General features: G+C 43.0%; 17 protein-coding genes and 3 pseudogenes. All 20 read left to right on the top strand.

All coding sequences use genetic code 11. The features are described 5' to 3' along the window. Positions 1-9: 9 nt before the first annotated feature. On the top strand, positions 10-399 hold the full coding sequence (locus tag DWX32_RS02015; RefSeq protein ID WP_118594778.1) for a single-stranded DNA-binding protein: 390 nt from the start codon (positions 10-12) through the stop codon (positions 397-399). Between the two features lie 202 nt (positions 400-601). Then, complete coding sequence (locus DWX32_RS02020; protein WP_118594779.1) at positions 602-937, top strand: hypothetical protein; 336 nt, start codon at positions 602-604, stop codon at positions 935-937. Between the two features lie 42 nt (positions 938-979). After that, positions 980-1,840, top strand: a complete 861-nt coding sequence (locus DWX32_RS02025; protein WP_118659170.1) for a hypothetical protein — start codon at positions 980-982, stop codon at positions 1,838-1,840. Positions 1,841-1,860: 20 nt separating this feature from the next. Then, on the top strand, positions 1,861-2,199 hold the full coding sequence (locus DWX32_RS02030; RefSeq protein WP_117805197.1) for a PrgI family mobile element protein: 339 nt from the start codon (positions 1,861-1,863) through the stop codon (positions 2,197-2,199). Between the two features lie 51 nt (positions 2,200-2,250). After that, positions 2,251-4,998, top strand: a complete 2,748-nt coding sequence (locus DWX32_RS02035) for a VirB4-like conjugal transfer ATPase, CD1110 family (RefSeq protein WP_118659171.1) — start codon at positions 2,251-2,253, stop codon at positions 4,996-4,998. 83 nt (positions 4,999-5,081) lie between these two features. Further along, positions 5,082-7,886, top strand: coding sequence for a C40 family peptidase (locus DWX32_RS02040; RefSeq protein WP_158579540.1), 2,805 nt, complete (start codon positions 5,082-5,084; stop codon positions 7,884-7,886). Between the two features lie 15 nt (positions 7,887-7,901). Further along, entirely contained in the window at positions 7,902-15,080 is a 7,179-nt protein-coding gene (locus tag DWX32_RS02045; protein ID WP_118659173.1) for a DUF3849 domain-containing protein, read from the top strand. Next, on the top strand, positions 15,061-15,435 hold the full coding sequence (locus tag DWX32_RS02050; protein WP_001129922.1) for a TnpV protein: 375 nt from the start codon (positions 15,061-15,063) through the stop codon (positions 15,433-15,435). Before DWX32_RS02045 ends, DWX32_RS02050 begins: the two co-directional genes overlap by 20 nt. A gap of 366 nt (positions 15,436-15,801) precedes the next feature. Beyond that, positions 15,802-17,721, top strand: a complete 1,920-nt coding sequence (tet(O), locus tag DWX32_RS02055; protein WP_015521635.1) for a tetracycline resistance ribosomal protection protein Tet(O) — start codon at positions 15,802-15,804, stop codon at positions 17,719-17,721. A 54-nt stretch (positions 17,722-17,775) separates the two neighbouring features. Then, positions 17,776-17,946 carry a cysteine-rich KTR domain-containing protein gene (locus DWX32_RS02060; protein WP_004614788.1) on the top strand — a complete coding sequence of 57 codons (171 nt, stop codon included), beginning with the start codon at positions 17,776-17,778 and terminating at the stop codon, positions 17,944-17,946. A gap of 490 nt (positions 17,947-18,436) precedes the next feature. Further along, positions 18,437-18,946 carry a sigma-70 family RNA polymerase sigma factor gene (locus DWX32_RS02075; protein WP_105116765.1) on the top strand — a complete coding sequence of 170 codons (510 nt, stop codon included), beginning with the start codon at positions 18,437-18,439 and terminating at the stop codon, positions 18,944-18,946. 94 nt (positions 18,947-19,040) lie between these two features. Then, positions 19,041-19,466: a sigma-70 family RNA polymerase sigma factor gene (locus DWX32_RS02080; protein WP_000323895.1), complete on the top strand. Its 426-nt coding sequence runs from the start codon at positions 19,041-19,043 to the stop codon at positions 19,464-19,466. Between the two features lie 83 nt (positions 19,467-19,549). Beyond that, positions 19,550-20,024 (top strand): annotated as a pseudogene (locus DWX32_RS02085) (RNA polymerase sigma factor). Positions 20,025-20,178: 154 nt separating this feature from the next. Next, a pseudogene (locus DWX32_RS02090) lies at positions 20,179-21,211 on the top strand (AAA family ATPase). Between the two features lie 517 nt (positions 21,212-21,728). Beyond that, positions 21,729-22,694, top strand: coding sequence for a MobV family relaxase (gene mobV / locus DWX32_RS02095; protein WP_001820668.1), 966 nt, complete (start codon positions 21,729-21,731; stop codon positions 22,692-22,694). 8 nt (positions 22,695-22,702) lie between these two features. Further along, positions 22,703-23,557, top strand: a complete 855-nt coding sequence (locus DWX32_RS02100; protein WP_000743700.1) for a ParB/RepB/Spo0J family partition protein — start codon at positions 22,703-22,705, stop codon at positions 23,555-23,557. A 45-nt stretch (positions 23,558-23,602) separates the two neighbouring features. Further along, the gene (locus tag DWX32_RS02105; protein ID WP_001206986.1) at positions 23,603-23,833 is read left to right on the top strand and encodes a YdbC family protein; all 231 of its coding nucleotides are present in this window, start codon (positions 23,603-23,605) and stop codon (positions 23,831-23,833) included. A gap of 71 nt (positions 23,834-23,904) precedes the next feature. Further along, positions 23,905-24,096, top strand: coding sequence for a hypothetical protein (locus DWX32_RS02110; protein WP_001820669.1), 192 nt, complete (start codon positions 23,905-23,907; stop codon positions 24,094-24,096). A 54-nt stretch (positions 24,097-24,150) separates the two neighbouring features. After that, positions 24,151-26,007 carry a recombinase family protein gene (locus DWX32_RS02115; protein WP_001820670.1) on the top strand — a complete coding sequence of 619 codons (1,857 nt, stop codon included), beginning with the start codon at positions 24,151-24,153 and terminating at the stop codon, positions 26,005-26,007. Next, positions 26,000-26,407 (top strand): annotated as a pseudogene (locus tag DWX32_RS20830) (helicase); the annotation flags it as partial. The gene DWX32_RS02115 and the pseudogene DWX32_RS20830, both read left to right, overlap by 8 nt. Between the last annotated feature and the right edge of the window lie 484 nt (positions 26,408-26,891).

The following is a 26,891-nucleotide window of genomic DNA, read 5'->3' on the forward strand; positions in this document are numbered from 1 at the left end:
AGGGCAAACATGAATCAGATTAAAATCCAGGGTGTTTGCACCTGCGTCCCACAATTTTCCTATGAAAAAGACAGGAGAGGGAGATCAGTTCCAACATGCCGGTACATCCTGGCCGTGCAGCGACCGAAAAGTTCTTATTCCGATTACATGTACTGTGTCGCCTTTGGAGAACGGGCAATGATAACATTTCAGAGAATAAAAAAAGGAACGACAGTGTTTGTCCAGGGACATCTTCATACAGAGGAAGGCCGGGATGCCAACAATCAAAAAGTATATTTCGTCACTGTGACAGTAGATTATCAGCAGATAATTGAAAAACAAGAATTTAATGGACTGGAATTGTGTACTGGATTGCCCCAGTTTCCGGTTCTGAAACAGGAAGAAAAAGGAGGAAAATAGAGAATGCCGATTCAGTATATTATCCCGATTATAGCGGTGGTAGGATGTGTTATTGCATTTTTAATTGGAAGATTTCACAAACATGATGATGATGACGATTAAAAAATGTCGTGTGAAGGATTGACACGAAAGAACAAACGAAAATAAGGCCTGCACCAAAATTTGGTGCGGGCTATTTTTAGATCAAAAAGAGGTAAAAGATATGAAAAAGCCAATCGAAGTAAAAAAGAAACTGAAAAAAGTCACGGAATATACGGCTTGCTTTGCGTTTTTGATGTTCCTGCAGGGAGTAGGTGCGCCAATGGTTTTTGCAGATGCAACGACCGCAATAAATGCGAAATTTGAAATTTTATGGAATCTGATCAGCGCTGTGGTACAATCTGTGGGTGGTGTTATTTTATTATGGCACGCATTTGAATTTGGAGCTTCCATGCAGGCACAGGAAGGCGGAGGTGCTATTACAAGATCTTTAAAAGGGATTGGCGGTGCGTTAGTTATGCTGGTTGCTCCGGTAATTACAACTGCTCTGAAGGGATAATGAAAAGGGAGGAGCTATCCTCCTTTTTCTCATGGAGAAAATATGATAAATGAGATATTAGATTTTTTCAAAACGGTTTTTTCGGGAAGTGGTTTCTTTTCCCTTGGGTGCAATGTTTGGAATTCATTAATTGCATATGCGTTTGATATGCTGCAAACGAGTCCACAAAGTTTGGCAGATGGTGAACTTTGGGATGAAGGATACCGGATTTTCCTGGCACTACAGATTCTAGGTGCGACACTTGTAAGTGTTTTCTTTATGATTAATTTTTTCAAAGAAACAACGGATATTAAACACGGAATGACCATGGAAGCAAGCATCCAGTTTTTTATCAAGCTGGCACTTGTGGATGCTGTTTTTTTAAATCTCACGAATATACTCGTTTTTTTGATTGAAATTGAACAAGCATTTTTTGGTATTATTGTTCCGGAAGATGCCGCTTCACTGGTTATAAGAGTAGGGGATGACTGGGAAATGAGTGGATCCGGACTTATTTTTGGAAATCTGTTTGGCCTTGTGTTTTTGTTTATCTGCCTGGGTGGCGCAGTTATTACATTATGGACGGTTTATAGGGTTTTCCTTAAATTGTTTTTTTATATGGCTGTTGCACCACTTGCACTTTCCACTTATGCAGGCCCACATGAAATTGGACATACCGGATCAAGCTGGGTCCGTACATTTCTTTGTGCATTGTTTGAAATGACAGGAATCATGCTAATGATGCGACTTGGAACAATTTTAATAAATGCCGGTGGGCTGTTCCCTACTGCATCAGAAGATATATTGGGCGGAATGTTGGGATCACAAGGATGGGAAGGACTTCAAGCTATTCTTGGTATCCTTATTATAACGGGATCAGTATCTGGTACGGATGCGATGGTTCGAAGAGCATTTGGATTTTAATAGTAGGAAGGACATAGCTTATGGTAAACATGAATGAAGATTTTGGTGCATATAAGGATAGCATCTGGAAAGGACTTACAGCAAGAGAGTTAGGTGTGATGGCCGTTTCTGCTGTCTCCTGTGGTATTATCATTATCTTGTTGTATTTTATACTTGGATGGAACTTATATATATCATTTTTGATTGGAACTGCTGTTGCTGCAGCTATCATTTTCAGTCAGGTATGGAAGTCACGTAGCGGGCTTTCTGCAATAGAGTTTTACCGGGCAAGAAAATACAGAAAGTCCACAGCCAAACTTGTTTGGAAAAGTGACGAATATAACCAGGCAAGAAAAAATTATTTGAAAAAAGAAAAATAATGATCGGGAAAAATCCCGACTTTTTTATAGACTTGGAAAGGATGGAACAGAATGGGATTTTTTTCGAATGAGGAATTTATCCGATATAAAAAATGTACACAGCCAGTTTACCAGACACCGGCCAGTATTCAACAAATGCTGGATATTGCAGGTGTACACGAAAATGGAATATTTGAAATAGAACCGAATAACGGGGCAGGGAAAAAGCGGAGAAAATTTGATCGTGTGTATTCTTTTTCAGACTTAAACTATGTGGATCAGGACAAGCAGCAAAAAGACGGCATCCTGTTTCAACTACGGAAATTTCTAAATTCCATGGACACAGATTTCAAGATCACAATACAGTGTGAACCACGGGACGTAACAAATTTCCAGAAATCTCTGTTGCAGGATGAAAATAAAAGTGAGTATCCAGAGCTGGCCCGCTACAATAACGAAATGATTAAAAAATCTCTTGAAAAGGGACAGGAAAACGTTCGAAAACAGCGTTATTTGACTGTGAGTGCAAATTGCCGGTCAATAGAAGAAGCGGAAGGATGGTTTGATACATTCGAGCATACAGCACTTCCAATCTTTCATGCAATGGGTTCGGAATTGGTTCCTTTAAACGCTGTGCAGCGGTTTCAGAAAATCAGAAATTACTTTTTCACAGATGATGGAGAGGAAAGTTTTATTCTTCCGTTTCAGGATATGGTACAGGCCGGAAGAGATTTTCGCAATTCAATCCTTCCACATTCTGTGCGGAATCACAAAAGCTACATGGAATTTGATGAAGAGTGTATGCGGATTCTTTTTGCTGCGGTTCTGCCAACCAGATTGAATGAAGAAAAGTTGATTTTTGAACTGACAGATTTTCCGTTTTATACCTGCCTTACCATAGATACGGCATATATCCCACGGGAAGTGTTACGTGGAAAAATCAGCAACACGAATTTCTACAATGAAAATGCGATCGGGCAGGAAGTACAGGCCAATGCAAGTATGGGTAACTTCTATAGTGAGCCGTCCTATGCAAAGAAAAAGAAGCAGGCCAATCTGAAAAAATATATGGATCAGATCGAGGAAGATGATGAAAATGGCTTCTATGTAGGAATCCTGTTGGCAGTGCGTGGAGCAAATAAAGAGGAACTGGATGCAAACACGGCAGAAGTCAGACGCCGCTGCCGGAAACATTCTATACAGATTGTTCCTTACTACGATCAGCAAATTCAGGCACTGAATACGTTGCTTCCGATCGGAGCGAGGCGTGTAAATAATATGCGTTCCGTCCTGACAAGTTCTTATCTGGCATTCCAGCCATTCTATTCCTGGGATCTGATCCAGCCTGGCGGAACATGGTATGGTATAAATAAAAAAACCAGAAATCCGATCATTGGAAACCGAAAGACATTGAAAAACAGTAATGGTGTTATTTTTGGCCACACTGGTTCTGGAAAGTCCATGCTGCTGAAAATTACGGAAATCGGACAAACATTGATTAACAGTACAGATGATATTTTCCTGATTGATCCGCAGAATGAGATGAAGGGAATCACCCAGAGATTCCGCGGTCAGTATTTTGATCTTTCTGATCCGGATCTGCGCCTGAACCCTCTTGAGATTCCGGAATCTTTGCTGCAAAAGAATGCAAAGGGCCGTGAAGAATATATCCTTTCCCAGCTGCAGTATATGGAAGCATTTCTGTACAGTATCATGACCGGTATACGTCCAAACGGTATCCATAAATCGTTGATTTACCGGTGCGTTGAGGAATTATATCAGAATACGTTTTCAAAAAAGAAACCGATATCCCCGGTGCTTTCTGATTTGGAAGCAATTTTCCAGAAACAGCGGGAACCGGAAGCGCGTGATTTGTATGGATCACTGGAGGCTTATACAAAGCATAGCTTTTTGACATTGGAAGGACAAAGTACACTGTCTACCAGCAGCCGGTTTGTTGCATTTGGAATGAAAAATATCCCTGAATTGATGTGGGAACCGCTGATGATAACAATCATGCATGTTTTAACGCAGCGTTTTTCCTACAACGTTGAACAGCAAAGGGCAACGCATTTTATCGTTGACGAGGCTCAATATGTCTGCCGCCATGAGACAAGTTGTAATGAGCTGGAAAAGGCGTATCTGACGTACCGTAAACTTGGTGGTATCTGTACGATCTGTCTGCAGAACGTTTCAGCAGCAACGGCCAACCGGAAAATTATGGAGATTGTATCAAACTCCGATTTCAAGGTGCTGCTTGACCAGGCCGGTGATGATCGGAACGAATTGCTGCAGATTATGGAGTTATCACAGAAAGAGTTTGAAGCGCTTTCTGATCCGACACCGGGCCAGAGTTTGATTGTCTGGGGCGGGCATATTTTGCAGTGTGATTCGACGATTAGCCGGGACAATCCGCTGTATCATTTCTACAGTACAAACTTCCATGAAGCCGCTGCCGAAAATCGGAACGTATTTTACAGCCAGGAAGCGGATCAAGATGAACATGAAGATGATCTGGAATCCGTGTCAAAGATTGACACGGATGAAAACAGAGACTCGGTGTCAACATTTGACACTGATCCAGACAAAGAGTCTGTTGAGCTTTTAAATGGCGAAGTAGAAGAGCCAATCAGTGAAGAAGAGCTGTTCATGTACCATAAAGTACAAGAAGCTGACGAATGTGATGAATGGCTGGATTGCTATGGTGCCGGAATTTTATGCGGTGTTTCCAATAAACAGGCAGAAGAGATACTGGAATCTCTTGTGAAAAAAGGATATATCGAAAAGATCCAAGGTTGTTACCGTATGCCGGAAAACTAAAGGAAGGATAACGCATGACACCAAAAGACAAGCACACGGAAGTTGCATGGCAGGCAAAACAGCGGGAAGTTAAAACAGGATCTGTGGAAAAGACGGTACACAGTGCTACTTCTGCAATCTATACTGCGTCAGAGATACGATCTGTTATGAGCCACTCTGAAACGCAGGAAATAACAGGAAACCATATTACGCGGGAACAACAGCTGCAAAATATGCGTCTGGCGACGCAGAAATATTTGCAGCCGGAAAATCAAGTAAATACACAAAGTATCTTGCCGGAAAACACTGGACATACGGAACAGGCTGCTGTACAACCGGAAATCCTGTGGTATAAGAATGAATCAAATTATGTACCGGAACAGCCTGTATATAATGGCTCCAGTGAAAAATATGAGGCGAAAGCTGCACAGTTCCATGCACCTGTTTCAGAGACGTATAAAATACCAGAAAAACCGGACAGACAAGTTGCCCGGGAACAGCAGTTGAAAAGTATAAGACTGGCAACACAGAAATATGTGCAAACAGAAGCGGGACGTTCCCATGCAGAAGAGAAGCAACAAACAACCCATTTTATTTTAAAAAGTACAGGTTCAGAACGGGAAGATAATATTGAGGCTGCATCAGAGAATCGGATTCAGGAAAATCACGGTAAAAAATATGCTGCAGCCAAGATGAGAGCTTCCATCCCGAATACTGAACAGCTGGAAATGTCGGAAAATAATGACATAAAAGAAGAAAAACGACAAAGTATGCGTCTGGCCATGTGGAAATATCTGCGGCGGCAAGATACAGAAAACACACAGGGCATTGGAATAGAGGAGAAGCGAAACGGAAATCCGTTGTCTGGAAAACCGACACTTTTTCAACAAGAAGAGGAAGAAAGTAATACGGATGAGAGAGAAAAAAAGAAGGATTTCAGCCGAAAATATACGATTGGCAGGATACAATCATCCACAGTACAAGATTCTAAAGGGGAAGAATTATCATCCAACCAGAGTAAAACTTTCAGACAGCAGCATCAAAGTTTGAATACTGCATCCATGCTGCATGGTATGACAGCAGCGAATGTAGAAAAAGAGGTTGAAGATGATGAGCCGGACTCCCAGAATGATTTAAAAAAATCAAAAACACTTATATATCTGACAAAATTAAAAAAGAATCGAAAAAAAGAAAAAATCACGAGTAAAAATACTTCGGAAGATAGTGAAATTTCAGAAGAATCTTCAACAGAAGAGAAAAAGGAAACTCTTGGTGAAGATGAGGAGAAAACGTCCAATCAGAAGAAGGAAATAAAAAATAAGGAACATACAGAAAAAACATCTGAAAAAAATCCGGCAGAAGATAAAGATAGGCAGGAAATAAAACCGTCCCAGGCGGTAGAGGAATGGAATAAAGAAATGGATCATGCTGAGGAAGAGGACTCAGAGGATGATTCCGGAAGTAAAAAACGGAAAGCCAAAAAGAAAAATCGGAAAGAAAGTGATACAGAAAAGTCAGGAAAGAATGAAAAAGATTCTAATGACCGCAAAAGAAAAAAGAATGAAAAAAGTTCTCGTAAAGAGGGAAAAATTAGAGCATCCTTAAAATGGTTTCGGAGAACAAAGAACTTCCATACAACCGTTCAATCCCTCCGGTTATCCGGGAACGAAGAAGAGATAAAAAAAAGGGCTGATTATCAACAGCGGATGCTACTTCGGCATGGAGTCATTAATACGGCGAAAATATCCGCAGGCATCATTAAAATTATAGCATCCAATGTTTTTTTGCTGCTTCCTATTATTTCGCTTTTTCTTCTTTTGAGTCTTCTGTTTCTTGGGGTAAAGGCTGAACGTCAAAGTGCTTCTTCCGCTTATGATGGAGCCTGTTATCTGGCGGCAAAATATGAATCCGGCGGAAACCCGGATCAGGTTGGTGGCGATGGCGGAAATGCATGTGGTGAATTTCAGTTCGACAATCGTTATGAGCTTGGGCCGTTTGTTCGGTGGTGCTATGAAAAAGATCCAACTACATATGGTCCGTTTGAACCATATCTTGGCATGACCACAGAACTAAAAAATAACGCCGGATTTTACGGGGCATGGCATTCGATCTGCATAGAACATAAGATTGCATTTGAGGCAGCCCAGTGCGAATACGTCTATACACAAACACTGCAGCCACTTCTTACATCACTGACAGAATATTATGGTTTTGATTTTACAAACGCGTCTGATGCTTTGAAAGGCTGCGTTCTTTCTTTTGGCAACAGAGATGGAAAATATGTTGTAAGCCTGAAAAGATATTTTGATGGAACAACATCTGCATCAACGGACCGGGAAATTATTGAAAGGGCATATGATGCCATGATCGCCCGCAGACCGAACGTATCCAGGTGGAGCTATGAGAAAGCGGATTGCCTGGCGCAGCTTGATGGGACGCTTGACATTTATGCACCATCCGAAAATGGTGCCGGTGGGATTGACTGGTCCTGGAAAAAAAGCATAGGTGCCGGAGAGTCCGGAAATGCTGCCGTGCAGGCAGCTCTGAATGCTGTAGGAAGTGGTTATTCCCAAAGCAGAAGAGATGATCCGGGATGGTATGATTGTTCTTCCCTGGTTTACCGGAGTTATGCTGCAGCTGGTATTACTTATCTGAATGGAATGGATGCAGCAAGCGAAGCAGAATGCCTGGTAAACAAAGGAATGACTGTCAGCTATGGTGAACTGCAGCCGGGAGACTTGATCTTTTATTCTTATTCGGCCAACGGAAAATACAGGAATATATCCCATGTTGCCATATATCTTGGAAATGGTGAAATGGTTCATGCTGCAGATGAATCCAGAGGGGTATGTAAACAGGCAATGTCACAATCAAATCTTTCGCCGCAATTATATTGTCGGCCACAATAGTAGAAGGAAAATAAGATGGATAAATATGAATACATAGTGAATCTTGCAGAAAAAACAGCTAAAAGGGTTTCACAGAACCGGGAATCCTGGATGAAGTTCCTGACCTCCGCTGCACGGATTTATAAATATCCGTTTAAAGAACAGCTTCTGATTTATGCACAGAATCCGGATGCAACAGCGTGTGCTTCCATCGAGATATGGAATAAACGTATGAACTGCTGGGTAAATAAAGGATCTTCAGGAATTGCACTTCCGGATGATACTGCAACATACGGTCATAAGCTTAAATATGTATTTGATGTTTCGAATGTTCATGCTGTAAAGCCAAATGGACGTTATCCGAAGGCGTGGAAACTGCGGGAAGAACATAAAAGTGATGTACTGCATAGGCTCGAACAAATATATGGCAGTACAGACAGCACAAAACCCTTTGAAGAAAGAATTATTGAAATTTCAGATCAGCTCGCGGCGGATGCCTATACAGAACTTCAAATTGATTATCCGGATTTACAGGATAGGATAGGATTTGATAAACTGAGCGAACAGGACTTTGCTCTTTGCTTAAAAAAACTTATATCGGAAAGTGTTTCTTTTACAATTTTATCGGCCTGTGAAATAGAAATTTCCGATCATGAATTTTCATTTGATTATATCAATCAGTTTGTTTCTATTAAAACATTGTCAGTATTAGGAACAAAAATTAATGATTCTGCCAGAGGTGTTCTTGCAGAAATCGGAAAAACAGTACGCATTTATGATAAACTTCGCGAGAAAGAACAGGAAAAAGAAATCTCCAAAAAAGAACTTGCAAATGCACCACAACCGCGATATAATGCTTTAAAGCGTGAAAGTTTGCAAGAGGGTAATTCCAAAGATAAAGATAATATTGAAGGAGGAAAACAAAATGGACCTGGAATACGAACAGATGGGAGATTATCTGATTCCGAAACTGAAAGCAAATCCGGAACCGGAGGGAATGGTAACGAAATACGGACTTCTGAGGGACAAATTTCTGAGGGAGAGATACGATGGGGCGAGAACAGCAATGTTTCTGGAAGGAACGCTGAAAGCACATCTTCTCGAGATTCAGGAACAGGCAAGAGAGAGGATGGAAGTCCTGACATCCCAGATGGCGGAGAAAGAAGGAGTAAACGAACAGCTCAAAGCACAGGATCAGATGCTTTGGGTGAAGAAGATGAACAGCATCCAGAGCCGGGCGGAGGAAGTCGTACTGAAAGAACTGATTTACAGCCGACCAATTTTGTAAAACCAGAGGAATCATACACACAATTAAGTCTGTTTCCATCAGCAGAGGAACAGAGAGGATCAATTACAGCAGCGGAAGCAAGTAAAAAATATACTATGCCCGCTGCTTTCTATTTGCCGGAAACCGATCTTGAAGTAATCATCCGAAGTGGTGGCGGGCAAAAAGATAGCCGGAAACGGATTTACGCCAAATATACCGAAGGAAAAAGTACCGATGAAATAATTGCTTTCCTGAAAAAAGAATATAGTCAGGTCGGCAAAGGTTTTGAATTACACGGTCATCCAATATCTGTATGGTTTGATGAAAACGGAATGACTGCCGGTTATGGTATGCAGGCAGCGGAATCTGTAGTTACAACATTAAGCTGGGATCAAATCGAAAAGTACATTCACGCCATGATTACGTATGGCTTGTATATGGATGCGAACGAGGCAGCACTCGTAGACAAAACAGAGATGGAGAGGGTATCTTATCAGATCGGCTATTTTCTCCGTGATTGGATAGATGATGTACCGGAAGAACTTAACAGTATAGAAAAAATAGAAACTCTTCTTTCTACGCATGAAGGAAGAGAACAGCTGGAAAGCTTTTTGGAAGATGTCGATGCACGGATTTCCTATGGAGAATTAAAGCCGAAAACTGTGAAATCTCCAGGATATCTATTATCCGAAATCGCGGATCTTGACAGGGAGAGAATTCATTTTCCACTTCATGATACGGTAGATGTCAGACAGGAAGATTTCATCACACAGGACGAAATCGACTATGCCCTTTGCATTGGAAGTGGTTTTGCAGATGGAAAATTTCGAATCTACGAATATTTCATGGACCTGCATAACCAGAAAGAAAATGCAGACTTTCTGAAAAAAGAATATGGGATTGGTGGCCAATCCGGTGCGTTACCTGGCAATAGTAGTTCCAACAGTGAACATGATGCGAAAGGTATTCTCCTGGAGAAAGGAAGCCTTTTAAATCCATATACAAAAGTCCTTTTAAATTGGAATGTCGTAGAAGAAAGAATCTGCGAGCTGATTTATGCAGACAAATACTTTTCACCACAGGAAAAAGAAGAGTATAAGAATTATAAAAAAGAACAGGAAAAAAAGGCAAAAGAAGCCGAAATTACCCGGCTGAATAACGGAATCCGGTTAGAGTGCAAACAGGAGATCGAAAAACAGATTGCCGAAAAATACAATGGATTTTCCGTTCCACAAAATACGGTATCTGAAATTGTAGAAAAATACGGCATAGACTGTGTACAATTTGTTTTGGCCAATACCATTGTGCAGGCATGGAAGGAAGGTCGGTTTTCTCTAAGAAACAAAGAATGGGCGAGTTCCATCCTTACAGAAGGAGAATGGAGCAATACACTGATCTTAAACACCCACCCAACTATTTTGGATGGATTTACAAACCAAGTCAGAAACCTGCAGCATGAAAAACTGCAGCATGAAAAAGAACAGGTAGTACAGGAACAGCTTACACTGGATGGCCATCTCTGCATTCTGATTGACCAGTGGGAATCTGGAAACGTTAAATATCTGATCGGAAATTGTGTTGATGATCCGGACTTTTATTATGTTCAGTGTAAAAATCGAGTCTTTGAATTTGACCATAAGCCAGATAAAGTTGAAGTAGAGGACTATTATATCGACATTCTTGCTGAAGAAGACATTGATCGACATGAAGCGGAAGTTGGTGCCAAACTTGATGGGGAAGAACTGCAACGGTTATCCTGGCAGGTGGTACATGAGGCAGATGATGCGTTTGGAAATCCAACAAAATGGAGCGCAAGGCTTTTTTCGGATGTCTTTTTGTGGATCAACAAAGGAAATGCCGTATATTCCATTTATGATGCAGAAGGTTATCCGCCATTGGAAACTTTTGAATCTTTGGAAGATGCCATGGCATGGGCCGATGAACTTGCTGCAGATGGAAGAGACATTGAAAATTCTATTCCAGACGAAACGACGCCAGATACCGAAGAAAAACAAGAAGAAAGTAAAGCTGCACCGGATAAAAGTGCAGCTTCCAATTTTCAGATCAGTGATGACCATTTGGGGGAAGGATCTCCAAAAGAGAAATTCAGAAGGAATCTTGCTGCCATTGTGCTGCTTAACCGGATCGAATCGGAAAACAGATACGCTACAGCAGAAGAACAGCAGGTTCTCAGTCAATATATTGGATGGGGTGGACTGGCGGATGCCTTTGACGAAAGCAAACCAAACTGGTCTGAAGAATATCAGCAATTAAAGGCTGCATTATCGCCGGATGAATACCGTATGGCCAGGGAAAGCACTTTAAACGCACATTATACCAGTCCAGTGATTATCCGGCAAATTTACAGTGCTTTGGAACGAATGGGTTTTTCCAAAGGAAACGTTCTGGAACCGGCAATGGGAGTTGGAAACTTTTTGGGCATGATGCCGGACTCCATGAAAGAAAGCAACTTATATGGAGTTGAACTGGACAGTATTTCCGGACGGATTGCCAAACAGCTGTATCCACATGCCAACATACAGATATGTGGTTTTGAAAAAACTACATATCCAGATAACTTTTTTGATCTTGCCATTGGAAATGTTCCGTTTGGACAATACAAGGTGGTAGATAAGAAATACGATCGGAACAAATTCCTGATCCATGATTACTTCTTTGCAAAAACACTGGATAAAGTACGTCCCGGTGGTATTGTTGCCTTTATCACAAGCAAAGGAACACTGGACAAGTCCAATCCGGAAGTGCGGAAATACCTGGCACAACGGGCCGAGTTACTTGGTGCTGTCAGGCTTCCAAATAAAGCCTTTAAATCGAATGCAGGAACAGAAGTAACATCCGATATTTTGTTTTTGAAAAAACGGGATCATATGATTGTTTCTGATCCGGATTGGGTCTATCTTGGAAAAGATGGATCAGACATTACCATGAACAATTATTTTGTTGAACATCCAGAACAAATTGTTGGAAAAATGGAAATGGTATCCGGTCCTTATGGAATGGAAAGTACCTGCACAGCAGATGATTCGCAACCGTTTGAAGAACAATTACAGGAGTCTCTGCAAAATATCAATGGAGAATTTGATGCGATTGATCCGGAAGAGATTCTTACGGAGGACTTAGAAGAGCTACTTTCTGCAGATCCGAACGTCAAAAATTATAGCTTTACGGTTGTTGGAAAGGAAATTTATTACCGGGAAAATTCTGTTATGCGTCCTGTTGACGTTTCGGCCACAGCAAAAGAGCGGATCAAGGGAATGATCGGCATCCGGGATTGTACTCGTGCGTTAATTAATTTGCAGCTGAATGAGTATTCCGATGCAGACATTAAACAAAAGCAGGAAGAACTGAGTGCGTTGTATGATGGATATACAGCAAAATTCGGTATACTGAATTCGCGTGCAAACAGAATCGCATTTGATCAGGATTCCAGTTATTCTCTGATTTGCTCATTAGAAAACCTTGATGAAGAAGGAAATTTCAAGGAAAAGGCTGCTATATTCCAAAAGCGTACAATTAAGCAGGAGAAAGTTGTTACAAGCGTTGACACAGCCAGTGAAGCATTGACCGTATCTCTTTCAGAAAAGGCTGTTGTTGATCTTCCGTATATGAGTGAACTTTCCGGAAAAGATACCAAAGAAATTGTGGAAGAACTTCGCGGTGTCATATTTGAAGACCCAATCACCGGAAAATGGGAGACTGCAGATGAATATTTAAGCGGTAATGTCCGGGAAAAACTCAAAATTGCAACATCTTACGCAGAAACAAAACCTGAGTTTAGCATTAATGTGCAGGCACTTAAACAGATACAGCCCCAAAATCTCGATGCCTCAGAGATAGAGATCAGGATTGGTGCCACATGGATTGATCCGAAGTATATAGATGACTTCATGGGGGAAGTCTTTCAAACACCACATTATCTATTAGATCCTGGTGCTGTAAAAACAAGTTTTTCGAATATAACAAGTACATGGAACATTGCCGGAAAAAATGCTGAAACTCCCCGCTCTTTTGCAAATACCACATTTGGAACCACAAGAGTAACTGCGTATAAGTTGCTGGAAGATACCTTAAATTTGAAAGACATAAAAATTTATGATACCTTTGATGAAAGGAGGGTACTGAATAAGGAAGAAACGACTATTGCAAGTCAAAAGCAGGAAAACATAAAAGAAGCGTTTAAAGACTGGATATTCCGTGATCCGGAACGAAGACAGAAGATTGTAGAAACGTATAACGAACTATTCAATTCTGTTCGTCCACGGGAATATGAAGGCTCTCATTTGACATTTCCTGGCATGACGCCAGATATTGAATTAAAGCCGCACCAGAAAAATGCAATAGCCCATATTTTATACGGCAACAATACATTACTTGCCCAGTGTGTTGGTGCTGGAAAGACATTTGAAATGATTGCTGCAGCGATGGAGAGCAAAAGACTCGGTTTATGCCAGAAATCATTATTTGTTGTCCCAAATCACCTCGTAGAACAATGGGCTTCTGATTTCCTACGGTTATATCCGGGGGCAAACATCCTTGCGGCCCGGAAAAAAGATTTTGAACCGGCAAACCGGCAAAAATTCTGTTCCAGAATTGCTACCGGAGATTATGATGCAGTTATTATCGGACATAGCCAGTTTGAAAAAATACCTCTTTCCGATGAACGACAAAAAAATACAATCATACAGCAGATTGATGAGATCGAAAAAGGACTTCGTAAAATAAAAGCAGAGAATGACGAACGTTTTACCATTAAACAGATGGAAAAGACCAAAAAGAGTCTGGAAACGCGTCTTGCCAAGCTTTATGACCAAACCAGAAAAGATCAAGTTGTAAATTTTGAAGAACTCGGTATAGACAGGCTGTTTGTGGATGAAAGCCATAACTATAAGAATCTGTTTTTGTATACCAAAATGCGCAATGTGGCAGGTATCCCGCAGACAGAAGCCCAGAAGTCCTCAGACATGTTTGCAAAATGCCAATATATGGATGAACTAACCGGCGGCAAAGGTATCACCTTTGCTACCGGAACGCCGATTTCCAACAGTATGACAGAGCTGTATACAAATATGCGTTATCTGCAGTACGGCACACTGAAAAGATTGGGAATGACACAATTTGATTCCTGGGCAGCATCATTTGGTGAAACACAAACAGCGATTGAGTTAGCTCCAGAGGGGGTTGGTTACCGTACAAAAAGAAGGTTTTCTCGCTTTTTCAATCTTCCTGAGCTAATTTCAGTATTCAAAGAAGCGGCCGACATTAAAACTGCAGATATGCTGAATCTTCCTGTTCCGGAGGCTCAATACGAAAATGTAGTTCTGAAACCAAGCGAATACCAGAAAGAAATGGTTGCATCGCTTGCTAATCGCGCTGAAGCAGTCAGAAACCAGCTTGTGTCACCTTATCAAGACAACATGTTGAGGATAACAAACGACGGCCGGAAACTTGCTCTCGATCAGCGTCTGATAAACGAAATGCTACCTGCGAATGAAAATTCAAAAGTTGCAGTGTGTGCCGAAAAATCTTATCATATCTGGGAAGAAACCACTTCAGAAAGATCTACACAGCTTATTTTTTGTGATTTATCTACGCCAAGGAAAAATAGGGATGAATCTTTTAGCGTATATGATGAGTTAAAGTCTCTCCTTATGAAAAAGGGTGTGCCGGAAGATGAGATTGCATTTATTCATGACGCCAATACAGATCAGAAAAAAGCTGAATTATTTGCTAAAGTCCGTAGCGGACAGGTTCGTTTTCTGATCGGATCTACTTCTAAAATGGGTGCTGGAACAAACGTGCAGGATCGTTTGATTGCGTTGCACCATCTTGATGTACCGTGGCGTCCATCCGATGTAGGACGGATTTTGCGGACATTCAAAATAAAAAAGAATGTGGAGGTAACAGACAATGGCAAAATCATTATTTGAGGAACTGGGCGGCAAATACGAAAGGCAAGGGGATTATTTGATACCGTGCTTAACTGTACCCGCCGAAGAAGAACAGGCAATAGGCATCTGGGGGCAACGGCATTTAGATTATCTAAAACAGTACCGTAAAGTTACATACACCAATCTTCTTACAAGCGGCAGGCTAAACGCCTACCTTGCCGACATCAACAGACAGGCACAGGAACGCTTTGAAAGGCTCATAGAGGGTATGAAACAGGCACAGGGCATAACGGAACAGCTAAAGGCAGAAAACGCCTTAGAATGGACAGGATGCCTCAATAACATAAGGGCTTGTGCGAGGGAGATTGTGGAAAAGGAAATTATTTTTGCATAAACAGATGATTAGTGGCAGGGGGAAATCCTGCCGCTTTTTCTGCTTTAGTTTGTCAGCTTGACAAATAAAGGGTTAAGGAATATAATTAGATTCAGTATTATACAAGGAGTTAATAAATATGCGGCAAGGTATTCTTAAATAAACTGTCAATTTGATAGTGGGAACAAAAAGTAGCAGTCCCGTTTCACTTTTAATATGGGGCTTAGTTTTTTGTACCCAGTTTAAGAATACTTTTATCATGTAATTTTATATGCCCGAAAACATATAAGTGTTTTGGGGCTATTGGAGTTATTTACCCAGTGATAGGAGTATTTATCACTGGGTATTTTTATGCCCTTTTTTGGGTGTTGATAGGAGGAAAATCACATGAAAATAATTAACTTAGGCATTCTGGCTCACGTTGACGCAGGAAAGACAACATTAACGGAAAGTTTATTGTATACCAGTGGTGCAATTGCAGAACTAGGGAGCGTAGATGAAGGCACAACAAGGACAGATACAATGAATTTGGAGCGTCAAAGGGGAATCACTATCCAGACAGCAGTGACATCTTTTCAGTGGGAGGATGTAAAAGTCAACATTATAGATACGCCAGGCCATATGGATTTTTTGGCGGAAGTATACCGTTCTTTATCCGTATTAGACGGAGCAGTATTATTAGTTTCTGCAAAGGATGGCATACAGGCACAGACCCGTATACTGTTTCATGCACTACAGATAATGAAGATTCCGACAATTTTTTTCATCAATAAAATTGACCAAGAGGGGATTGATTTGCCAATGGTATATCGGGAAATGAAAGCAAAGCTTTCTTCGGAAATTATAGTGAAGCAAAAGGTTGGGCAGCATCCCCATATAAATGTAACGGACAATGACGATATGGAACAGTGGGATGCGGTAATTATGGGAAACGATGAACTATTAGAGAAATATATGTCAGGGAAACCGTTTAAAATGTCAGAACTGGAACAGGAAGAAAACAGGAGATTCCAAAACGGAACGTTATTTCCCGTTTATCACGGAAGCGCTAAAAACAATCTGGGGATTCGGCAGCTTATAGAAGTAATTGCCAGTAAATTTTATTCATCAACGCCTGAAGGTCAATCTGAACTATGCGGGCAGGTTTTTAAGATTGAATATTCAGAGAAAAGGCGGCGTTTTGTTTATGTGCGTATATATAGCGGAACATTGCATTTGAGGGATGTTATTAGAATATCTGAAAAAGAGAAAATAAAAATCACAGAGATGTGTGTTCCGACAAATGGTGAAATCGTCCCGGCTGACCATGCCTGTCCGGGAGAAATTGTTATTTTAGCTGATGATACTTTGAAACTGAACGACATTCTGGGAAATGAAAAACTCCTGCCTCACAAAACACGGATTGATAATCCCATGCCATTACTTCGGACAACGGTAGAGCCGCAAAAGCCGGAGCAAAGGGAAGCCCTGTTAAATGCCCTCGCAGAGATTGCTGATACAGACCCTCTTTTAAAATATTATGTGGATACTACAACGCATGAGATTATACTTTCTTTTTTGGGGAATGTGCAGATGGAAGTCATTTGTGCCATCCTTGAGGAAAAATATCATGTGGAGGCAGAAATAAAAGAGCCTACTGTTATATATATGGAAAGACCGCTTAGAAAAGCAGAATATACCATCCACATAGAAGTCCCGCCAAATCCTTTCTGGGCTTCTGTCGGGTTGTCCATAGAGCCGCTCCCTATTGGAAGCGGAGTGCAGTATGAAAGCAGAGTTTCACTTGGATATTTAAATCAATCGTTCCAAAATGCGGTTATGGAGGGGGTTCTTTATGGCTGCGAGCAGGGGCTGTATGGATGGAAAGTGACAGACTGTAAAATCTGTTTTGAATATGGATTGTATTATAGTCCTGTAAGTACCCCCGCAGACTTTCGGCTGCTTTCCCCTATCGTATTGGAGCAGGCTTTAAAAAAAGCAGGGACAGAACTATTAGAGCCATATCTCCACTTTGAAATTTATGCACCGCAGGAATATCTCTCACGGGCGTATCATGATGCTCCAAGGTATTGTGCAGATATTGTAAGTACTCAGATAAAGAATGACGAGGTCATTCTGAAAGGAGAAATCCCTGCTAGATGTATTCAAGAATACAGGAACGATTTAACTTATTTCACAAATGGGCAGGGAGTCTGCTTGACAGAGTTAAAAGGATACCAGCCAGCTATTGGTAAATTTATTTGCCAACCCCGCCGCCCGAATAGCCGTATAGATAAGGTTCGGCATATGTTCCACAAGTTAGCTTAACAGCTTGCAAAAGTCATATAAAATGAGATTTGAAAGGATTAGAGACTAATTATGATGAAATGCGAATGGATATTGTGTCCTGTTTGTGGGAGCAAAACCCGTAATAAAATTAGGAAGGACACTGTTTTGGAGAATTATCCCCTTTATTGTCCAAAATGCAGACAAGAAAGATTGATTAAAGTTGACAACTTGAAGATAACTGTCATCAAAGAGCCAGACGCTTAAGACGCAGAGCCGATGAAATTGTGGAACAATTCACGAATCATCGGCTCTTTTTGTTTCGTATTTGAAAGAACAAACTCACCAAATAAAAAAAACGATATTCGGGTGGGTTATTTTGTTATACCCTAAATTACCCTCTGAATTTGTTTTTAAATTTGGAGGGATTTTTTTATGTCCTTTTTTCGGGCAGTTATCTATCTGCTCATACGAAGCAAAATTTATCAATACATAGCATATCAGAGAACGGCAGGAAACCAGTTAAAAAAATTTCTGCCAGTGCAACGGTACTTCTCACCTTGAAAGTAGAAGTACAATCTCCATACAATAGAATTACTATTTCCTATAACCGTAAAGGTCACAGAGCCTTTGCGGTTTTTCTTTTGTCGATTTTTGTTGGAAAGTGCCGTAGGGCTGTTTCTGATATGCGGTGTCGTTCTCCGCCTCTCCATCTGGATTTTTTACATTTCAAAAATTCAGATGGGAGGTATTTATGGTGAAATATGCACCAAGAAAGGTATATATCAGAGAAAGTGGCGGCTATGTGGAATTATCCTACACGGAGTTCTGCCGTTGCAGGGAATCCGACCAGACCTATATGGACAAGCTGTTTATCCCCATTCAAGGCTGTCTGCTTGAAGTCGTGAGGGAGCAATACACAGACTTCTACCGTGACAAGGAACGGTGGCGTTATCTGCAAAAATTAGATACAAAGAATAGACTGCTATCTCTCGACGGATTTACGGACAGCGAGGGGAATCCTCTGGACTTTATCACTGATGAAGCGGTGGACATTGCAGAAACCGTTGTCAATGCGGTCATGGTGGACAGGCTGAAAGCCGCCCTGCCTTTGCTGTCGGATAGTGAACAGGAGCTGATACAGGCAATCTTTTTTGACGGACTTTCCGAGCGTGAAGTCGGGGCGAGGTTGGGCATAACCCAGAGCGTTGTAAACAAACGCAAAGCCAGAATCCTAATAAAACTAAGAAAGATAATAGAAAATTAAAATTTAAGGCGTTCAGCCCCCTTGTTTTTTCCTTTGGGAAGATGAGGGGGCTTTTCTCTGCCCTCTCAATCAATTCTGATTGGAGGAAGTAAGAATGGCATACAACCACGGACGGGAGGACAGGAAATGGCGTATCTGGAAAGAAGCGGAGGAAAAGCTGCTGCGTGAGTGCGGCGTTGATGAAGCGACCATTGAGCAGATACGCATGGCGGACAGGGCAGACTTCAATTCCAACAGGCGGTTTTACCGATGGACGAATGACGTTGCGGAATATCTTGAGGACATGGCAGGCAGGGAGCGGCAGGCGGAAGTGGGTACGGTTGCGGAGTTACTGGAAGAGATTGAGAGCGAAAATCTCTATCAAGTATTAGTCACGGTGGACGGGCGTACCTTGAAAATCGTCCTGCTGAAAATGCAGGGGTATTCCACAAAGGAGATTGCCCCGCTTGTGCATTTGACGACTGGTGCCATCTATGCGAGGTTAGACCATCTGCGGAAGAAGCTGCGGAAAATTTTATAGCTTCTAAAACAGCCTGCCATCCTGCGGGCTACTGGGTGAGGGATGGAAATCCCCTCACTCATTTTTTGCAGGAGGACAACAGGATGGCATACAGGGTTAAGGCATACACGCTTCGGGAGGAATCCACGGAAAGCGGCACAAGGTATTTTATCAGCTTTAAGGACGGGCAGGGCAAATCCCACGAGTTGGAAGTGTCGGAACAGTTCTTTATGGAGTTTCGGCAGATGGAGCGCAGGAACAGGAATCTTTTCTAATGGGACGAGCGGCACAGGGAGTTTAACGAGGTATGGGACGAAACCCTTTACAGACGGGCGTTGCGTGTGCCTAAGAGCCTTGATGAACGCATGGTTGAGGAAGAACGGAATGAAACGCTCTATAAGGCGGTTGGGAGCCTTCCAGAGATACAAAGGCGGCGTTTCCTGCTCTACTACGAGTATGAGTTCAATTTTTACCAAATCGCCGCTATGGAGCATTGCACCGCTTCGGCAATACAGAAATCTGTTGCGATTGCAAAGGAGAAAGTAAAGGCGGAAATTGAAGAAATATCTCCAACCGTGACCGACACCGCCCGAAAAAGAAATCTGTTTTTTATTTGTGTGGGATTGGCGGCATTACATACTCTCACTTTTTTCCGTGGGAGTAAATCTATTTTTAAGGAGGTCAACGCCTATGTGCAACGAAAACAAAGACACCGCCCGAAAGGAGGAAAGCCATGCAGAAGTTACAGACAGTCAACGCCGAAACGCTCCTTTATGAACCGCTTGAGAAACCATCCTTTGTGGTGGACAGCCTTATCCCGACAGGCTTATCGCTGTTCTGCGGCTCACAGAAGATAGGCAAAAGCTGGCTCATGCTGAAGCTATGCTTATGCGTGTCGCAGGGAATCCCTTTATGGGATATGCCGACAATGGAGGGCGATGTGCTTTACCTCTGCCTTGAGGACACGTTCTGCCGCATACAGGACAGGTTATTTCGTTTGACGGACGAAGCAAGCGGGCGGCTCCACTTTGCCGTGGCAAGCTGCAAGCTGTCAGACGGTCTTATCGTGCAGCTTGAAGATTATCTGAAAGATTACCCAGACAGCAGGCTCATTGTCATTGATACCTTGCAGAAAGTCCGTACAGCTTCAAAAGACAATGCCTATGCAAGCGACTATGGGGACATCTCCCTCATCAAAGACTTTGCCGACAGGCACTCTCTGGCGGTCATTGTCGTACACCACATCCGAAAGCAGAATGACAGCGACGTGTTCAACAAGGTGTCTGGGACGACAGGATTAACGGGGAGTGCGGACGCTACCTTTGTTCTGGAAAAGGAGAAACGTGCGTCTGACACCGCCAAGCTGTATGTGACGGGCAGGGACACGCCTTATCAGGAATACACGCTGCGTTTCCGTGATTGCCGTTGGGAGCTTGTGGAGCGGAAAACGCAGGAGCAGCTTGCGAAAGAAACGATACCAGATGTCCTTTTTCGGTTGGTGGATTTTATGAGGGATAAGGAAGAATGGATAGGCACGGCAACGGAACTGTTAGCCGCTATGGGGGAAACGGAAACCATACCCACGGTGATTACGAAATGGCTGAATGAATACCGCACCACATTTTTAAGCGAGAACCGTATCTGCTACCAGTACAGCCGCAGGAAAGACGGCAGGCGGATTGCCCTTGCAAGGAGGGCGGGTGACAGCGGTGATGGTGGTGACAGCGATATTAGGATACCCCCCTGTTACTGTCATTGACGCTTAAAGCCATGTAAAGCTGGCGGCTCTGCCCTGCGGGTGACAGCAGTGACGGTGGTGACAGTGATTTTAGGATACCCTGCCGCTGTCATCCCTACGGGAGAACACCCCGTAAACGCAAAATGCAGGCGTGAGATTTACTCGCCCTTTTCGGTCGTGTAAAACCACCCCTGCGGTCAGAAAAATCATTCCGATTTTTCCGACTGCGTTTACAGGGTGTAACACACTACACTTTGCCCTGCAAAGTCGTGTGCCAGACGTTCCCTCTGGACTCCCTTAAGGCAGGGCTGTGCCCTGCTATCCTACGCCTTACGGCTTCGGATAAAAGAATGGCGGCATGACGGTGACGGCTCTTGCGAGGGGGGTATCCCAAAAACACCGTCATCATCGACATGACCGTCATGCAGGGGGTGAGGGTGACAGTTGCGGCAGTCGGCAGGGGGTATCCCAAAACTGCTGTCACCACCGTCACCGCTGTCACCCCAAAGGACGGTCACCCGCCGAAAGAAAGGAGGAATCCGCCTATGCCTTATGCAATCCTGCGTTTCCAGAAACGAAAAGCGGGCGGCGTTGCGGCTTGTGAACGCCACAACGAGCGGAAGAAAGAAGCCTACAAAAGCAACCCAGATATAGATATGGAACGCTCTAAAAACAATTACCATCTCATAGCACCACCAAAGTACACCTACAAGAAAGAGATTAACCGCATGGTAGCCGAAGCGGGGTGCAGGACAAGGAAAGACAGCGTGATGATGGTGGAAACGCTCATCACAGCTTCACCAGAATTTATGAACCAGTTACCGCCCGAAGAACAAAAAGCGTATTTCCAGACGGCTCTTGACTTCATTTCGGAGCGTGTTGGAAAGCAGAATATCCTCTCCGCTGTCGTCCATATGGACGAGAGAACGCCCCATATGCACCTCTGCTTTGTGCCGATTACGCCAGACAATAAGCTGTCAGCGAAAGCTATCTTAGGCAACCAGAAATCATTATCCGAGTGGCAGACCGCCTACCATGAGCGGATGTCCTCACGGTGGAATCAGCTTGAACGGGGGCAGTCCTCAATGGAAACCAAGCGGAAACACGTCCCCACATGGCTCTATAAATTAGGCGGCAGGCTTGATAAACAGTATGAAGAAATCGTGTCTGCCCTATCCGACATCAACGCCTTTAACGCAGGGAAGAAAAGGGATAAAGCGTTAGATTTACTCTCTGCATGGCTGCCAGACGTGGAGAAATTCTCTAAGGAAATCGGGAAACAGCAGGCGTATATCGACAGTTTGAAAGAGAGAATTGGGCAGGAATCAGACTATGCGGGGCGTATGCGTGATGAAAAGTACGAGCAGGAACTAAAGGTGCAGAAAGCGAATCAGAAGATATTTGAATTGCAGAGAACCAACGAGCAGATGGGGCGGCTGCTGTCAAAAATACCGCCCGAAGTGTTGGAAGAATTGCAGAAAAATCATAGAAGCAGAGCGAAAGAAAGGTAGATATGTGAATGAAGAAACAGGATTTTAAGGTGTTAAAGACCAAAGACTTGTACCCGTTCCCCGACAATCCGTTTCATGTGGCAGAAGATGAAACACTGTCAGAGTTAGCGGAAAGCATCAAGGAATTTGGCATTGTCACGCCGATAATCACACGCCCGAAAGAGGACGGGGACGGTTATGAAGTGATTGCAGGACAGCGGCGTGTCCGTGCTTCTGAACTTGCAGGGATAAATACCGTGCCTGCGTTTGTCCTGCCCTTAGACCGTGACCGAGCCATCATCACCCTTGTAGACAGCAATTTGCAGCGTGAGAATATCCTGCCATCGGAGCGGGCGTTTGCTTACAAGATGAAATCCGAAGCCATGAAGCGGCAGGGTTTCCGCACAGACTTAACCTCGTCACAAGTTGTGACGAAGTTGCGGACGGACGACAAGGTGGCACAGGGCTTCGGCGTGGGCAGGATGACCGTGCAGCGTTTTATCCGCCTGACGGAACTGATACCGCCGATTTTGCAGATGGTGGACGAGGGGAAAATCGCCCTCACGCCTGCGGTGGAACTGTCCTTCTTGAAGAAAGACGAGCAGGAAAACCTCTTTGCCACGATGGAGAGCGAAGAAGCAACGCCCTCACTCTCACAGGCACAGCGGATGAAACAGTTAAGCCAGAGCGGGCGGCTTGACATGGATACGATATTTGCGATTATGACGGAGGAAAAGGGCAACCAGAAAGAAACCTTGAAAATCAACACAAGCAAGCTGAAAAAATACTTTCCGAAGAACACAACGCCGAAGCAGATGGAGGAAACCATCATCAAACTTTTGGAGCGTGAGTTGCAGAGGAAACGCAACCGTGACAGCCGCTAATCTTCTTTTTTCGGGAAGTAAATACAGAGAGTTGAGGTATGGAGAATGAGAGAAATCCAGTATGAAATCGTAAAGGAAATCGCAGTATTGTCTACGGGCGACAGTGGCTACACAAAGGAAATCAATCTCATTTCATGGAATGGGAAAGAGCCGAAGTATGACATCCGCAGCTTTTCCCCGAACCGTGAAAAGTGCGGCAAGGGAATCACGCTGAACGCTGATGAAGCGGCGGCACTCCTTAAAGCATTACAGAAAGAATTAAACAGCGAGGATTAATGGTATCTGATTGGCAGGGCGGGGACATTTCCAAACTCTTCCCTGCCCTGTCTGGAAAGGAAGATTTAAGTATGGGCGAGGATAAGAAAGCAGATAAAAAGAGAAAGCGTATCGTGCCAAAAGCACCAGTGCAGATGATAATCAGCCGTGAATATGTCGGCACACAGACCGTTACAGAAGCGTTTGTCCCGATTATCTCCGAGGATATTCGGAAGAAGATTGCCGAGGGCGACACCTTCGACAATGAGGGGCTGTCCGCTTAGAATGTACGCAATGGGACATGAAAACAGATAGGACAGATACGGAGGTTTTACAGTATGGCAGGAATCAAAGAAGAAAAGAAAATCTATTTAGTCGGCATTTATTGCCGCTTATCTAAAGACGATGGTACGGATAACGAGAGTGCGAGCATTGCGACACAGAAATCCATCCTCACGGATTATGTGAAAAAGCAGGGATGGCACATAGCAAAAACGTATGTGGACGATGGTTATTCTGGTACAAATTTCCAAAGACCAAGTTTCCAGAATATGATAAAAGACATTGAAAGCGGTCTGATAAACTGCGTGATTACGAAAGATTTATCCCGTCTGGGGAGAAACTATCTTGATTGTGGGTTATATCTGGAAGTTTTCTTCCCAGAGCATAACGTGAGGTATATAGCGGTCAATGACGGCGTAGATACCTTGAATAAATCTGCTATGGACATCACGCCTTTCCGCAACATTTTAAACGAAATGTATGCCGCTGACATATCTGTTAAGATAAAATCGGCATATCGGGCGAGGTTTCAACAGGGGAAATTCATGGGAACTACCGCCCCTTATGGCTATATCAAAGACCCTGCCGACCACAACCATCTGCTGATAGATGATAAAGTGGCACATGTTGTAAAAGAGATATTCGACCTTGCATTAAAAGGGAATGGAGTTGCCAAAATTTGCAGACATCTTAATAAACAGCATATCCTACGCCCTGCCGCTTATGCGGCGGAGCGTGGCGAAACAGGCTTTGAACGTCATTTTGAGGGGAACGAGGACAAACGCTATATTTGGAGTGGGAACAGCGTGAGGAGCATTTTAAGAAGCCCGATATATGCGGGAAATCTTGTAGGCTACAAACGGATTGCCGCCAATATGAAAAGCAAGAAACGCCCCTCTAAGCTGCCCGAAGAATGGGAAGTGATACCCAATACCCATGAGGGAATAGTCACGCAGGAGGAATTTGATATTGTCCAACAGCTTATTACAAGTCGTAGGCTTCCACAGAACAAGGGAGGATTTGTAAATATTTTTGCAGGCGTTATCAAGTGTGTGGACTGCGGATGTGCTCTGCGGGCAATGAACGTACACAGGAGGAAACGCCCAGAGATTATCGACTGTGTACAGTATTCATGTAATAATTATGCAAGAAACGGAAGAAGCGAGTGTAGTGCCCACAATATAGAAGCAAGGGATTTATTCAATGCCGTTCTTGCCGACATCAACTGTTTTGCGGATATGGCAGTGAATGATGAAAAGGCGGTCAGGGCCATAGAAAAGCGGCTCACGGAAACAGACCAGAGCAGGGCGAAAGCATTAGAGAAAGAACGTAAGAAGCTGAACAAACGCCTTGCGGAACTGGACAGGCTGTTTTCCTCTCTCTACGAGGATAAGGTCATGGAGCGTATTACCGAGCGGAATTTTGAGATGATGTCGGGGAAATACCAGAAAGAGCAGCTTGAAATTGAAGCAAGGCTGAAAGAGGTGACGGAAACTCTTAATGAAAGCTACGAGAAATCACGGGGAATCCGTGACTTCCTCGCCCTTATCCGAAATTATCAAGGCTTAAAAGAACTGGATGCAACAGTTATAAACGCACTCATAGACAAGATACTTGTTTCGGAGCGTGAGAAGATGGCAGACGGAACAGTGAAGCAGGAAATCAAGATTTACTATAAATTCATCGGCTTTGTCGATGAATTACATATCATACCTACAAAACGGTGGGCAGCAATGCCCGCTAAAAATTGTACGGTGTGCGGCGTTGAATATGTCCCGGGCTCTGGTGCATCAAGGTATTGTCCTGCTTGTGCCAAGAAGATACGGAGGGAGAAATCAAACGAGAGCAAACGCAGGAGCAGAGAACAGAAAAGGATAGCATGTATGAACTGTCCGCAAAAAATGACCGACTGACATTGAACAGCAGGAAGGACGTATTTTAAGGCAGGGAAACCGGAACCGCAAGGTAAAAATATTCCGTTATGTTACAGAAGGAACATTTGATGCTTATTCCTGGCAGCTGATCGAAAACAAGCAAAAATTCATCAGCCAGATCATGACAAGCAAATCGCCGGTCCGTAGCTGTGAAGATGTAGACGAATCCGCTCTATCCTATGCGGAAGTAAAGGCTCTTGCAACCGGAAATCCATATATCAAAGAAAAAATGGATCTTGACATTCAGGTATCACGTTTAAGACTGTTAAAAGCAAACTATACAAGTCAAAAATACCGGATGGAAGATAATATTGTTCAGCATTATCCACGCCAAATCGTTATGGTGAAAGAACTAATCGAAAAACTTGAACAGGATATAGCTCTCTATGAACAAAATGCTGCCACAAGCAAAGATAAGTTCCATATGCAGGTTGGATCAGGTGTGTATGACACAAGAAAGGATGCAGGAAACGCTATCATAAAATTTTTTCAAACTGATGCGGATGGAACTGCCAAAATCGGAACATATCTCGGATTTTCAATGAATATAGCATTCGATTCCTTTAATAGAAAATTCGTTTTGAGACTTAAGGGAGCTATGAACCACCCTGTTGAGATTGGTCCTGATCCAGTTGGAAATATTATTCGATTGAACAATGTTTTGAAAACCATGCCGGATAAGCTTGCCGAAGCCAAAGACAGACTTGAAACCTTAACTAATCAATTAGAATCAGCGAAAATAGAAGTAACGAAACCATTCCAACAGGAAGAAGAACTCGCTGAAAAGCTAAAGCGACTGGCAGAACTGAATGCGCTCCTGAACATGGATGAGAAAGGAACAGATGCTCTTATACTGGAAGATG

The sequence above is a fragment of the Blautia sp. AF19-13LB genome (genome assembly GCF_003479105.1).
Lineage (GTDB): Bacteria > Bacillota > Clostridia > Lachnospirales > Lachnospiraceae > Fusicatenibacter > Fusicatenibacter saccharivorans.

Coding starts and splice junctions, on each gene's coding strand:
- DWX32_RS02015 (WP_118594778.1), top strand. CDS start 10: ATGAATCAGATTAAAATCCAGGGTGTTTGCACCTGCGTCCCACAATTT.
- DWX32_RS02105 (WP_001206986.1), top strand. CDS start 23,603: ATGAGAGAAATCCAGTATGAAATCGTAAAGGAAATCGCAGTATTGTCT.
- DWX32_RS02030 (WP_117805197.1), top strand. CDS start 1,861: ATGGTAAACATGAATGAAGATTTTGGTGCATATAAGGATAGCATCTGG.
- DWX32_RS02060 (WP_004614788.1), top strand. CDS start 17,776: ATGAAATGCGAATGGATATTGTGTCCTGTTTGTGGGAGCAAAACCCGT.
- DWX32_RS02050 (WP_001129922.1), top strand. CDS start 15,061: ATGGCAAAATCATTATTTGAGGAACTGGGCGGCAAATACGAAAGGCAA.
- DWX32_RS02110 (WP_001820669.1), top strand. CDS start 23,905: ATGGGCGAGGATAAGAAAGCAGATAAAAAGAGAAAGCGTATCGTGCCA.
- DWX32_RS02100 (WP_000743700.1), top strand. CDS start 22,703: ATGAAGAAACAGGATTTTAAGGTGTTAAAGACCAAAGACTTGTACCCG.
- DWX32_RS02020 (WP_118594779.1), top strand. CDS start 602: ATGAAAAAGCCAATCGAAGTAAAAAAGAAACTGAAAAAAGTCACGGAA.
- DWX32_RS02115 (WP_001820670.1), top strand. CDS start 24,151: ATGGCAGGAATCAAAGAAGAAAAGAAAATCTATTTAGTCGGCATTTAT.
- mobV (WP_001820668.1), top strand. CDS start 21,729: ATGCCTTATGCAATCCTGCGTTTCCAGAAACGAAAAGCGGGCGGCGTT.
- DWX32_RS02045 (WP_118659173.1), top strand. CDS start 7,902: ATGGATAAATATGAATACATAGTGAATCTTGCAGAAAAAACAGCTAAA.
- DWX32_RS02035 (WP_118659171.1), top strand. CDS start 2,251: ATGGGATTTTTTTCGAATGAGGAATTTATCCGATATAAAAAATGTACA.
- DWX32_RS02025 (WP_118659170.1), top strand. CDS start 980: ATGATAAATGAGATATTAGATTTTTTCAAAACGGTTTTTTCGGGAAGT.
- DWX32_RS02080 (WP_000323895.1), top strand. CDS start 19,041: ATGGCATACAACCACGGACGGGAGGACAGGAAATGGCGTATCTGGAAA.